The organism is Rathayibacter sp. AY1F4 (genome assembly GCF_002931775.1).
Lineage (GTDB): Bacteria > Actinomycetota > Actinomycetes > Actinomycetales > Microbacteriaceae > Rathayibacter.
In genome coordinates, this window is the sequence record NZ_PSVE01000022.1 from 50,155 (window position 1) to 62,580 (window position 12,426).

The following is a 12,426-nucleotide window of genomic DNA, read 5'->3' on the forward strand; positions in this document are numbered from 1 at the left end:
AGGGAGGATGGGTGCATGCCGGACGTCCTCGAGCGCTTCTCCCCCGCCACGCGCGCGTGGTTCGAGGGCGCGTTCCCGGCGCCGACCGCCGCCCAGGAGGGCGCCTGGTCGGCCATCTCGAGCGGAGCGCACGCCCTCGTGGTCGCTCCCACCGGCTCCGGCAAGACGCTCTCGGCCTTCCTCTGGGCGATCGACCGGCTCGTGCAGGGCCCGCCGCCGGAGGATCCGCAGCACCGCACGCGCGTGCTCTACGTCTCGCCGCTGAAGGCTCTCGGCGTCGACGTCGAGCGCAACCTCCGCTCGCCGCTCGTCGGCGTCACCCAGACGGCGCTGCGGCTGAGCGCCGAGGGCATCGGGAGCGCGCCGGCCACGGTCACCGTCGGGGTGCGGTCGGGAGACACGCCCCCCGCCGAGCGGCGCGTGCTGCAGAAGACGCCGCCGGACATCCTGATCACGACCCCCGAGTCGCTCTACCTCATGCTCACCTCGGCGGCGCGCGAGTCGCTCCGCGGCGTCGAGACGGTCATCGTCGACGAGGTCCACGCCGTCGCATCGACCAAGCGCGGGGCGCACCTCGCCGTCTCCCTCGAGCGGCTCGACGCCCTGCTCCCGAAGCCGGTGCAGCGCATCGGCCTCTCGGCGACGGTGCGCCCGCGCGAGGAGGTGGCCCGGTTCCTCGCCGGCCGCTCCCCGGTCGCGATCGTGGCTCCGGCGTCCGAGAAGCAGTGGGACCTCAGCGTCGTCGTCCCGGTCGAGGACATGTCCGAGCTGGGGACGGCGGCTCCGCAGGACGGATCGACGATGGGGGCCACCGGTCCGCAGAGCGGGTCGATCTGGCCGCACGTCGAGGAGTCGATCGTCGACCGGGTCCTCGCGCACACCTCCTCCATCGTCTTCGCGAACTCCCGCCGCCTCGCCGAGCGGCTGACCGCCCGGCTCAACGAGATCTACGCCGAGCGCCGCGAGCTCGCCGCGGAGCGGGCGCGTGAGGCAGGCGAGCCCGTGGCGGTCGGGGCCCTGCTCGCCGAGGCGGCCTCCTCCTCCGTCCGCCGCTCCCCGGCCGAGGCGATGGGAGCGGCCGGGGGCACGAGCGGCAGCGGGCAGTCCGCGCCCGACGAGGAGCCGCTGCTCGCCCGCGCCCACCACGGCTCGGTGAGCAAGGAGCAGCGCGCGATCATCGAGGACGACCTGAAGTCCGGCCGCCTGCGCTGCGTGGTCGCGACCTCGAGCCTCGAGCTGGGGATCGACATGGGCGCGGTCGACCTCGTCGTCCAGGTCGAGACGCCGCCCTCGGTCGCGAGCGCCCTGCAGCGCGTGGGCCGAGCCGGCCACCAGGTCGGCGAGGTCTCGCGCGGGTCCTTCTACCCCAAGCACCGGGCCGACCTGCTCCACTCCGCCGTGACGACGGAGCGGATGCGCTCCGGCCTGATCGAGGCGATCGCCGTCCCTGCGAACCCGCTCGACATCCTCGCGCAGCAGACCGTCGCCGCGACGGCCCTCGAGAGCCTCGACGTGGACGACTGGTTCGACACCGTCCGCCGCAGCGCCCCGTTCGTGTCCCTGCCCCGCTCCGCCTACGAGGCGACCCTCGACCTGCTCTCGGGCCGCTATCCCTCCGATCAGTTCGCGGAGCTGCGGCCGCGCCTCGTCTGGGACCGCGACGCGAACACGCTCACCGGCCGGCCCGGCGCCCAGCGCCTCGCCGTCACCAGCGGCGGCACCATCCCCGACCGCGGGCTCTTCGGCGTGTTCATGGTCGGCGAGCCGGGCTCGACCGGCAACCGCGTCGGCGAGCTCGACGAGGAGATGGTCTACGAGTCCCGCGTCGGCGACGTCTTCGCGCTCGGAGCCACCAGCTGGCGCATCCAGGAGATCACCTACGACCGCGTGATCGTGACGCCGGCGTTCGGCGAGCCCGGGCGCCTCCCGTTCTGGAAGGGCGACTCGCAGGGGCGCCCCGCCGAGCTCGGCGAGGCGATCGGGGCGTTCACCCGCGAGGTGGGCGCCGCCGCCCCCGAGACGGCGCGCGAGCGCTGCACGGCGGCCGGGCTCGACGAGTACGCGACCAACAACCTCCTCTCCTTCCTCGACGAGCAGCGCCTGGCCACCGGGCAGATCCCGGACGACCGCACCCTCGTGCTCGAGCGCTTCCGCGACGAGCTGGGCGACTGGCGGCTGGTGCTGCACTCCCCGTACGGGATGCAGGTGCACTCGCCGTGGGCGCTCGCCATCGGCGCCCGCGTCCGCGAGCGGCACGGCGTCGACGGAGCGGCGATGGCCGGGGACGACGGCATCGTCGTGCGGATCCCCGACACCGAGTCGGAGCCGCCGGGCTCCGAGCTGTTCCTGTTCGAGCGCGAGGAGCTGGAGCAGCTGGTCACGAGCGAGGTCGGCGGCTCCGCCCTCTTCGCCGCCCGGTTCCGCGAGTGCGCGGCGCGGGCGCTCCTGCTCCCGAGGTACAACCCCGGCAAGCGCTCCCCGCTCTGGCAGCAGCGGCAGCGGGCGGCGCAGCTGCTCGACGTCGCCCGCACCTACCCGACCTTCCCGATCATCCTCGAGACCGTCCGCGAGTGCCTCCAGGACGTCTACGACCTGCCCGCGCTGCTCCGGCTCGCCGCGCGGCTGGACGGGCGCGAGCTGCGGATCCTCGAGGTCGAGACGCCGACCGCCAGTCCGTTCGCGCGGTCCATGCTCTTCGGCTACGTCGCGGCCTTCATGTACGAGGGCGACAGCCCGCTCGCCGAGCGCCGTGCCGCGGCGCTCTCGGTCGACGCGACGCTCCTCGGCGAGCTGCTCGGCCGGGCGGAGCTGCGTGAGCTGCTCGACCCGGCCGTCCTCGCGCAGATCGAGCGCGAGCTGCAGCGCGTCGAGCCCGAGCGCCGCCTCCGCGGGCTCGAGGGCGCCGCCGACCTGCTCCGGCTGCTCGGCCCGCTGACGCTCGACGAGCTCGGGGCGCGCCTGGTCGACGAGTCGGTCGCGTCTGCGGACGTCGCGAAGGCGCCCGCGATCGAGCGCGCGGTGCTCGAGGCCGACGTGGCCGCGCTCGTGAAGGCCAAGCGCGTCCTGCCCGTGGGCCTCGGCGGGGAGCAGCGGTACGCCGCGATGGAGGACGCGTCGCGGCTCCGCGACGCCCTCGGCGTGCCCCTGCCGATCGGCGTCCCCGTCGCCTTCATCGACCCGGTCCGCGATCCGCTCGGCGACCTCGTCGCCCGCTACGCGCGCACCCACGGCCCCTTCACCGCCGCCGCCGTCGCCACCCGCCTGGGCCTCGGCGTCGCGGTCGTCACCGACACCCTGCGCCGCCTCGCGGGCGAGCGCCGCGTCTCGGAGGGCGAGTTCCGCCCCACCGGCACCGGGACCGAGTGGTGCGACGCCGAGGTGCTGCGCCGCCTGCGCAGCCGCTCTCTCGCCGCGCTCCGCAAAGAGGTGGAGCCGGTCGACGCGGCCGCCTACGCCCGCTTCCTCCCCGCCTGGCAGCACGTCGGCGGCTCGCTCCGCGGCATCGACGGCGTGGCCTCCGTGATCGACCAGCTGGCCGGCGCGCCCATCCCCGCGTCCGCGTGGGAGTCGCTGATCCTGCCCGCCCGGGTGCGCGACTACTCCCCCGCGATGCTCGACGAGCTCACCGCGACCGGCGAGGTCCTCTGGGCCGGCGCGGGCACCCTCCCCGGCAACGACGGCTGGGTGAGCCTCCACCTCGCCGACACGGCCGGTCTGACCCTCCCCGTCCCCGCCGCCGAGTCCGTGACCCTGACCGAGCTCCAGCAGGAGATCGTCGGCGTACTCGGCTCGGGCGGCGGCTACTTCTTCCGCCAGCTCTCCGACGCGGTCGGCTCCACAGACGACGCCGGCCTCGTCGAGGCCCTGTGGGAGCTGGTCTGGGCCGGGCTCGTCACGAACGACACCCTGGCGCCGCTGCGCACCCTCGTCGGCTCGACCGGCGGCGCGCACCGCCAGCCGCGCGCCCCCGCCCGCGCCCGCGCGCCCCGGGGTCGGATGACCGCCCGCCCCACGATGGCCACCCGCGTGGGGCCGCCGACCGCCGGCGGCCGCTGGTCGATCGTGCCGCTCGCGGAGTCGGACGCGACGATCCGCGGGCACGCGCTCGGCGAGACGCTGCTCGAGCGGTACGGGATCGTCACCCGCGGCTCCGTGCAGGCCGAGGGCGTCCTGGGCGGCTTCGCCCTCGCCTACAAGGTGCTGAGCGGCTTCGAGCAGCAGGGCCGCGCCCGGAGGGGCTACTTCATCGAGAAGCTGGGAGCAGCGCAGTTCGGCACCGCCGGCAGCGTCGACCGGCTCCGCACGTTCGCCCCGCAGGACGAGGCGCAGGAGCGCTCACGACCGGTGCTCGCGCTCGCGGCGACCGACCCCGCCAATCCGTTCGGCGCCGCTCTGCCGTGGCCGCAGGGCGAGGGGCACCGCCCCGGTCGGAAGGCCGGCGCGCTGGTCGCCGTCGTCGACGGAGCGCTCGCGGTCTATCTCGAGCGCGGCGGCAAGACCGCCCTCACCTTCACCGCCGACGTGGCGACCCTCGCTGACGCGGCCGGCGCCCTCTCGCAGCTGGTCCGCTCCCGCGGGGTCGAGAAGCTCACCGTCGAGAAGATCGACGGCGTCTTCGCGCTCGGCACGCCCTTCGGCGACGCCCTCGTCGCCGCCGGCTTCGTCGCGAATCCGCGCGGCCTGAGGATGCGCTCGTGAGCGCCGGAGGGAGCCCGCGTGCCCGAGGGTGACACCGTCTACCGATCCGCCCACAACCTCGCCGAGGCGCTGGACGGCGAGGTCCTGACCCGGTGCGACGTCCGCGTGCCGAAGTACGCGACGGTCGACCTCACCGGCGAGACGATCGACGAGGTCGTCCCCCGCGGCAAGCACCTGCTGATGCGTGTCGGCGACGCGCTGATCCACTCCCACCTCAAGATGGAGGGGAGCTGGCACCTCTACGCCCGCGGCGAGGGCGAGCGGCCGAAGTGGCACCGGCCGGCGTTCCAGGCCCGGATCGTCCTCGAGACCGAGGACTGGCAGGCGGTCGGCTTCGAGCTCGGGCTCCTCGAGATCGTCCCGCGCTCGGCCGAGGAGGACGTGGTCGGCTACCTCGGCCCCGATCTGCTCGGCGCCGACTGGGACGCGGACGAGGCGCTGCGACGCCTGTCCGCCGATCCGGAGCGGCCGATCGGGCTCGCGCTGCTCGACCAGCGGATCATGGCCGGACTCGGCAACGTCTACCGCGCCGAGCTGTGCTTCCTGCGCGGCGTGCTGCCCACGCGCCCGGTCGGCGGGAGCGGCGACCTCGTGCGCACCATCGCGCTCGCGAAGCGGCTCATCACCGTGAACCGCGAGCGGATCGAGCGCACGACGACCGGCAACCTGCGCCCGGGCCAGCAGCTCTGGGTCTACGGCCGCGACCGCAAGCCGTGCCGGCGCTGCGGCACTCCGATCGAGCGCGGTGAGCTCGGCGACGACGAGCTGCAGCTGCGGGTCACCTACTGGTGCCCGCACTGCCAGAGCTGAGGGGCTACTCCTCGACCGCGGAGCGGCGCCCGGGGACGTGCTTCTCGTGGACGCCGACGTCCGTCAGGCGGTCGATGCGGTCGACGTGGCGGCCGGGCTCGCCGCCGTCCGCGACGATCCAGCTGCCGACGAGGAGGAACCCGTCGCGGCCGCCGGCCGTCAGCGGGCCCGTGATCGTGAACGACCCGAGCGCCGGAGTCGAGAACGCCACGCGCACCGGATCCCCGTGCTCGAGTCCCTCGGCCGAGCGCTCCCCGCCGACCTCGTCGGCGTCCGGAGCCAGGGCGATGCTCTGGATCTCGGTCCCCGTGCCGAGGAAGACGTCCGCGACGACGAGCTCGCCGCCGACGGCCTGGCGGACGACCCCCTCGATCCCGTAGAGGCCGTAGCGCGGGGAGCGGACGAGGACGCGCACCGAGTCGCCGATCGCGACCTCGGCGAGAGCACCCCGGATCGAGGCGACGTCCCTCCGCGCGGGAGGGGCGGACAGGGCGTCGAGGATCGGGCTGGACATCCGATCAGGGTAGCCGCTCCGGTAGCGCACCCGCCCGGCGGATCGGCGGCGGATCCCGGGCGGCCGTGGCGCCAGGTTGCATCGGCCGCCGACGCCACGCGCGAGCGGCGGAGCGCCGGCCGGAAGGCTCCGGGACCGCGAGACCCCGGCACTGCGGAGTCACCGGCACCGCCGGGAGACGCCGGTACTGCGGCAGGCACGGGCGCCGCCGGGAACGACGAAGGCCCCGCCTGAGCGGGGCCTTCGGACGATGCGGAGTCGGTGGGATTTGAACCCACGGAACCCAATAAAGGGTTCTCCACCTTAGCAGGGTGGTGCACTCGACCGGACTATGCGACGACTCCTGAGCGCCCGCTGGCGGACGCACGACGACCATCATAACCGCACGCGCGAGGGCCTCGCGACACGGGCGCCCGCCCCTCCGCGGGAGGGCGAGAAGCCGCCTACTGGTCCGACAGGGGCCGGCCGATCGTGCAGGTCTCCTGCTGCGCGGTCTGCCCGGAGACATCGCTCGGGAGGGTGACCGGCCCGTCGGGTGCGCTCGTCGCGGGGGCGTCGGTCGCGGGGGCGTCGGTCGCGGGGGCGTCGGTCGCGGGGGCGTCGGTGGCCGGCGACTCCGTGGCCGCCGGAGCGCCGGTCGCCCAGGGCTCCTCCCCCGTCGACTGCGAGCCGCCGCCGGTGGTGCCGCTCAACGCGATCGGCTGGTCGGCGAGGAGAGCCGCGTTCAGCGCGGACGCCGCGTCCTCGCTCGGGTACACGCCGTTGCCGTCGATGAAGGTCGGGTACTGCACGAAGACCACGTTCGCGAGGTCGACGTCCTTCACCGCGAGGCCGATCGACACGAGGGTGTTCACGTTCTCGAGCGAGGTCGAGAGCTGCATGTTCGAGACGGCCGCCTTCGCGAGGCCGTAGAGGTTCACCGGGTTCGAGAGCGTCGACGCGCTCTTCACCTTGCGCACCAGCGACGACAGGTACACCTGCTGGCTCGAGATGCGGGTGAGGTCGCTGCCGTCGCCGACGCCGTGCCGGGTGCGGAGGAACGCCAGCGCCTCGGCGCCGACGAGCGTGTGCGTGCCCGCGTCGAGGTTCAGGCCCGTGTACTCGTCCTGGATCGGGGTGGCGACGCAGACGTCCACTCCGCCGACCGCGTTCGACATCTCGATGACGCCCTCGAACTGGATGAGCGCCGCGTAGGGGATCTCGAGCCCGGTCAGCTGCTCGACCGTCTGCACGGTGCACGCCAGCCCGCCGGCCTCGAGCGAGGTGTTGATCTTCGCCGAGTCCACCGCGTCCGAGACGGCGCCGGTGGCCGGGTCGGTGCAGGAGGGGATCGGGACGTAGAGGTCGCGGGGGAAGCTGACGACCTCCACGGTCGAGTGGTCGGCCGAGATGTGCATGAGCATTGTGACGTCGTTGAGGTTCTCGGCACGCTCGCCGTAGGCCCCGGCGGCCGATCCGTCGGCGCTGTCGCTGCCGGCGAGCAGGATGTTGACGCCGCCCTCGATCGCCCCGATTTCGGGCACGTCGCCCCCGCCCGAATCGATCCCGAGGTCGACGGAGGGACGCGCGCTCCCGGCGATCAGCGAGGCGGCGATCGCCACGATGCAGACCGCGCTGAGCACGCCGACGCCCACGCAGGCCGCGAGGATCCGCGCGGCGAAGCGCACTCCGCTCGGGCGGCGCAGGCGGCCGTGCCGTGCTGCTGTGGTCCGGGTGGACGCGCGTTCGCTCATCGGGTCGTACTCTCTCTCGGCTGCGGGACGCGTGTCGTCCCGGAGTCAGCGCGCGAGGTGGAGAGCACCCGTGGTGCCGCCCGCCCTCGGCTCAGCCGAAGAAGCCGACCGAGCAGGTCTGCTGGTCGGCGCTCTGGCCGGTGACCGATTCTGGCAGGGCAACCTTGGATCCGTCCTCGGGAGTCGCTGCAGGAGTGCCGGGTGCCGCCTCGGCCGTCGCCAGCGGATCCGCGGTCGCCGGGCCCGACGGAGCGGCGGTGTCGGCCGGAGCCGCCGCCTCGCCCTCCACGGTCGCGCCGGCGCCCGTGCCGCCGGTGATGGCGATCGGCTGATCGGTCTGCAGGGCGCTCGCCAGGACGTCGCCCGCGGCGCGGTCCGGCTCCACCCCGCTCGGAGTCGCCCCGGTCGGGTACTGCGCGAAGACGACGTCCGCGAGGTCGACGTCCTTCAGCGCGAGTCCCATCTGGACCATCGTGTTCACGTTGTCGAGACCGGTCGAGAGCGTCATGTTGCCGAGCGCCGCCTTCGCGAGCCCGTAGAGCGCGACCGGGTTGAGGAGGGTGTCCGCGCTCTTGATCCGGCGCACGAGCGCCGAGAGGAAGACCTGCTGGTTGCTGATGCGGGTCAGGTCGCTGCCGTCGCCGATGCCGTGGCGGCTGCGGAGGAACTGCAGCGCCGCCATTCCCTCGAGCGAGTGCACGCCCGGCTCGAGGTAGGTGTTCGTGTAGGGGTCCGCGATCTCGGTCGCGACGCAGACGTCGACTCCGCCGACCGCGTTCGACATCTCGATCACGCCGTTGAACTGCACGACCGCGCCGTAGTCGACCCGGACGCCCATGAGGTCCTCGACGACCCCCGCCACGCAGCCGAGGCTGACGTCGCTGCCCATCGCCTCGTTGATCTTGGTGTCGTACCGGGCGGGGATCGTCTCACCCGTGGCGGCGTTCACGCACTCCGGGATGTCGACGTACATGTCGCGGGGGAAGCTCACGACCGTCGCGTTGCTGTGGTCGGCCGAGACGTGCATCAGCATGTTGACGTCGTTGAGGACGCTCGTCTCCTCGTCGGGGTCGCCGTAGGCGTCGCCCTGGCCCTTCCGCGAGTCGCTGCCGACGACCAGGACGTTGAAGCCGCCCTCCAGTGCGCCGATCTCCGGCGCGCCCCCGGCCTCGACGCTGGAGCCGGCCGCGACCGGGTGCAGGTCGACCGAGGGCTGCACGGACTGGACGATCAGCGTCGCCGCGATCGCGACCACCGACACCGAGGCGACCACACCGACACCGCCCACGAGGGCGGCTCCCTTCACCAGGGTCCGCGCGAGGGTGTGCCGCTTCTGGCGGCCGTGCCGCACGAAGGGGCGCGGCGTGCGCGGAGTGTCGCGAGTCTGTGTCGAAGGGCCCGTGCGGCGCATCCGTCTCCCGGTGTCGAGGCGTCAGTGGTGCGGAGGTGAGGGCCGGGCGTCGATCCCGGGCGTCGCGCAATCCTATACAGAGGGGTGGCGCGTTCCGAAGGAGAGCGGGCAGGCCTCCGTCGTCGCGCGCCAGGAAGGGCGTCGGAAGGCGCCGGCGGGAAGCGGCGCGAAGAACGGGACTCCGCTGCGGACGGCGTGGCGGAGGGCGTGGGATTCGAACCCACGAGACGTTTCCGCCCACCAGTTTTCAAGACTGGCTCCATCGGCCGCTCGGACAGCCCTCCCGGCCGCTCCCGCAGGAGCGACACCCGATAGTAACCGCCGAGCGCGCGGGACCGTGGTCAGCGCAGCGCCGAGAGCGCGACCGCCACGCCGTCCTGGTGGACGGAGGGGATCACGGCGGAGGCAACAGCCCGCACCTCGTCGGGCGCCTGCCCCATCGCGAGCCCTGCGCCCTCGGCGGCGGCCCAGGTGAGCATCTCGATGTCGTTGCGGCCGTCGCCCAGCGCGACCACGTCGCTCCGCTCGATGCCCAGCTCCTCGCGGACGACCTCGAGCGCGGTGGACTTGTTGACGCCGTGCGGGGCGATGTCGAGCCAGGCGGTCCAGCCGATCGCGTAGCTGACCTGGTGCAGGCCCATCTCCTCGACCAGCGAGGTGAACTCCTCGATCCCGGTCTCGGGCGAGATCACGACGACGCGGGTGCATAGCCGGCCGAGCAGCTCCTCGAAGGGGACGTGGGTCGTCTCGGCACCCATCACGGCACCGCCCGGGAACGCCTCGGTGTAGAAGAAGGCGCCGTCCGCGTCCTCGACGGCGTAGTGCGCGTCGGGGAGGGAGCGGCGGATGGTCTCGAGGACCTCCGTCGGGTCGAAGGTCTCGACCGTCTCGGGGACGTAGGCACCGGACGCGTGCCGGCGGAGCGTGACCGCTCCGTTGCAGCAGATCACGTACTCGGGCGAGATCCCGAGGCGCTCGACGACGGGCAGGGTGGAGGAGGGCGAGCGCCCGGTGGCGAGCATCACCTCGTCGCCCTGGGCGGCCACGCGGGTGATCGCGTCCGTCACCGCGCGGGTGATGGTGCCGTCCTCGTGCATGACCGTGCCGTCGATGTCGAGGGCGACGAGGCGGCGGCCGGAGGCGCGGGCCGCGCTCATGCGACGGGCTCGAGCACCTCGAGGCCGCCGAGGTGGGGCCGCAGCGCCTCGGGGACGAGCACCGAGCCGTCCGCCCGCTGGTGGGTCTCGAGGAGGGCGACGATCCAGCGGGTGGTCGCGAGCGTGCCGTTGAGGGTGGCGACCGGAGCCGTCTTCCCCGACTCGGTGCGGTAGCGGGTGTCGAGGCGGCGGGCCTGGAACGTGGTGCAGTTCGAGGTCGAGGTCAGCTCGCGGTAGGTCTCCTGCGTGGGGACCCACGCCTCCACGTCGAACTTGCGCGCCGCGCTCTGGCCGAGGTCGCCGGCCGCCGTGTCGATGACGCGGTAGTGCAGGCCGAGGCTCTGCAGGACGTCCTCCTGGTACGAGAGCAGGCGCGCGTGCTCCGCCTCGGCGTCCTCGGGGAGGGTGTAGACGAACATCTCGAGCTTGCTGAACTGGTGCACGCGGATGATGCCGCGGGTGTCCCGTCCGCCCGAGCCCGCCTCGCGGCGGTAGCAGGTGCTCCAGCCCGCGTAGCGCTTCGCTCCGCCGGAGAGGTCGAGGATCTCGTCGGCGTGGTAGCCGGCGAGGGCGACCTCGCTGGTGCCGGTGAGGTAGAGGTCGTCGTCGCGGAGGCGGTACACCTCGTCGTCGTGCTCGCCGAGGAAGCCGGTGCCGTCCATGATCTCGGGGCGCACGAGGGTCGGCGTGATCAGCGGGGTGAAGCCTGCGGCGAGCGCCTTCTCGAGGCCCAGGTTCATCAGGGCGATCTCGAGGCGCGCGACCAGGCCCTTGAGGAAGTAGAAGCGCGCGCCGCTGACCTTCGCGCCGCGCTGCATGTCGATGCCGTCCAGCAGCTCGCCGAGCTCGAGGTGGTCGCGCGGGGCGAAGTCGAAGACGGGGCGCTCGCCGACCGTCCTGACGAGCTCGAACGACTCCTCGCCGCCCGCGGGGACGCCCTCGATGATCGGGTTGGCGATGCGCTTCACCAGCACGGTGAAGGCGTCCCCGGCCTCGGACGCCTCCTGCTGGGCCTGCTTGGCGGCGGCGGCGAGGCGCTGGGCCTCGACGACGAGGGCCGCCTTCTCGTCCTTCGGAGCCTTGGCGACGGTCTTGCCGAAGGCGTTCTGCTCGGCCCGGAGCCGCTCCGCCTCGGTGATCGCCGCACGGCGCACGCGGTCGGCCTCGAGCGCCTCGTCGACCAGCTCGACGGAGTCGCCGCGCGCCTCCTGCGAGCGCTTCAGGACGTCCGGGTTCTCGCGCAGAAGTACGGGATCAATCACCCCAGCAGTGTAGAGGAGGGCCGGGACGGGCCGCCGCCCGCGCGTACCCCCGGGACCGGCTGAGCATCGGCCGCGAGGAGGCATCCGATCGCGCGGACGGCTGCGAATGTGAGTCATCCCCCGAGAACGTCCCCCCGCGTTCGACACCCCTGCTCCCCTGAAGGCTCTTCCATGCACGCCACCCCCCTCATCGACGCGACCCCCGGCGTCGTCCTCGAGCGCGACGGCTCCGTCGCCCGGATCACCCTCAACCGCCCCGACGCCCTCAACGCGATCGACCTCGGCACCGCGCGACTGCTGCTGAGCACCGTCGCCGACCTCGACGCCGACGCCGGCTGCTCCGTCATCGTTATCGCCGCGGCCGGCCGCGCGTTCTGCACGGGCGGCGACATCTCGGCGATCATGGGGTCCGAGCACCCGGACCACTACCTGCGCGACGTCGCGACCACGACCGCCCAGGTCATCCGCCTGCTCGAGGACAGCCGCGCCGTCGTCGTCTGCGCGATCGACGGCATGGTCGCGGGCGCCGGCATCGCCTTCGCTCTGGCCGCCGACATCGTGATCGCGACTCCCGCCGCCCTCTTCCTCAGCGCGTACGGCGACGTCGGGCTCGTCCCGGACGTGGGGGTCACCGCCGCACTCCCCCGCGTCGTCGGCCGCCGCCGCGCGCTGGACTTCGTGCTGTCCGGCCGCCCGGTCCGCGCGGCCGAGGCGCTGGAGTGGCAGCTCGTGACCGAGGTCGTGCCGCGCGCCGACCTCGCCGGCCGCGTCGACGAGCGGGTGCGCGCCCTGGCGGCGAAGCCGGCGCACGTCGCGTCCGCCGCCCGCCGCCTCCTGCGCA

At 73.6% G+C, this 12,426-nt stretch carries 8 protein-coding genes and 2 tRNA genes; 3 read left to right on the plus strand and 7 right to left on the minus strand.

What is annotated here, in order from left to right:
* Positions 1–15 precede the first annotated feature (15 nt).
* Entirely contained in the window at positions 16–4,698 is a 4,683-nt protein-coding gene (locus C5C59_RS13510) for an ATP-dependent helicase (protein ID WP_104238085.1), read from the plus strand.
* 18 nt (positions 4,699–4,716) lie between these two features.
* Positions 4,717–5,508 (plus strand): DNA-formamidopyrimidine glycosylase family protein, encoded by a 792-nt coding sequence (locus C5C59_RS13515; RefSeq protein WP_104226773.1) that lies wholly within the window; start codon positions 4,717–4,719, stop codon positions 5,506–5,508.
* 4 nt (positions 5,509–5,512) lie between these two features.
* On the opposite strand, the gene C5C59_RS13520 is transcribed toward C5C59_RS13515, so the two are convergent.
* From C5C59_RS13520 to serS, 7 genes are all read right to left on the minus strand, one after another.
* Positions 5,513–6,022, minus strand: a complete 510-nt coding sequence (locus tag C5C59_RS13520) for a hypothetical protein (RefSeq protein ID WP_104238086.1) — start codon at positions 6,020–6,022, stop codon at positions 5,513–5,515.
* A 253-nt stretch (positions 6,023–6,275) separates the two neighbouring features.
* Positions 6,276–6,366, minus strand: a tRNA-Ser gene (locus C5C59_RS13525).
* Positions 6,367–6,465: 99 nt separating this feature from the next.
* Positions 6,466–7,755: an LCP family protein gene (locus C5C59_RS13530; protein ID WP_104238087.1), complete on the minus strand. Its 1,290-nt coding sequence runs from the start codon at positions 7,753–7,755 to the stop codon at positions 6,466–6,468.
* A 91-nt stretch (positions 7,756–7,846) separates the two neighbouring features.
* Positions 7,847–9,061, minus strand: coding sequence for an LCP family protein (locus C5C59_RS13535; protein WP_258062782.1), 1,215 nt, complete (start codon positions 9,059–9,061; stop codon positions 7,847–7,849).
* Positions 9,062–9,362: 301 nt separating this feature from the next.
* Positions 9,363–9,450, minus strand: a tRNA-Ser gene (locus tag C5C59_RS13540).
* A gap of 57 nt (positions 9,451–9,507) precedes the next feature.
* A complete protein-coding gene (locus tag C5C59_RS13545) occupies positions 9,508–10,323 on the minus strand; it encodes an HAD family hydrolase (RefSeq protein WP_104238089.1) in 816 nt (271 codons plus the stop codon).
* The gene (gene serS / locus C5C59_RS13550) at positions 10,320–11,585 is read right to left on the minus strand and encodes a serine--tRNA ligase (RefSeq protein ID WP_104238090.1); all 1,266 of its coding nucleotides are present in this window, start codon (positions 11,583–11,585) and stop codon (positions 10,320–10,322) included. The genes C5C59_RS13545 and serS overlap by 4 nt, the downstream gene beginning before the upstream one ends.
* Positions 11,586–11,756: 171 nt before the next feature.
* On the opposite strand from serS, the gene C5C59_RS13555 reads away from it, so the two are divergent.
* A partial coding sequence (locus C5C59_RS13555; RefSeq protein ID WP_104251290.1) for an enoyl-CoA hydratase/isomerase family protein occupies positions 11,757–12,426 on the plus strand: 670 nt, incomplete at its 3' end.

What these genes read in the sequence shown, in the direction of transcription:
- C5C59_RS13530 (WP_104238087.1), bottom strand. Translation starts at nt 7,755, where the DNA reads ATGAGCGAACGCGCGTCCACCCGGACCACAGCAGCACGGCACGGCCGC.
- C5C59_RS13510 (WP_104238085.1), top strand. Translation starts at nt 16, where the DNA reads ATGCCGGACGTCCTCGAGCGCTTCTCCCCCGCCACGCGCGCGTGGTTC.
- C5C59_RS13545 (WP_104238089.1), bottom strand. Translation starts at nt 10,323, where the DNA reads ATGAGCGCGGCCCGCGCCTCCGGCCGCCGCCTCGTCGCCCTCGACATC.
- C5C59_RS13520 (WP_104238086.1), bottom strand. Translation starts at nt 6,022, where the DNA reads ATGTCCAGCCCGATCCTCGACGCCCTGTCCGCCCCTCCCGCGCGGAGG.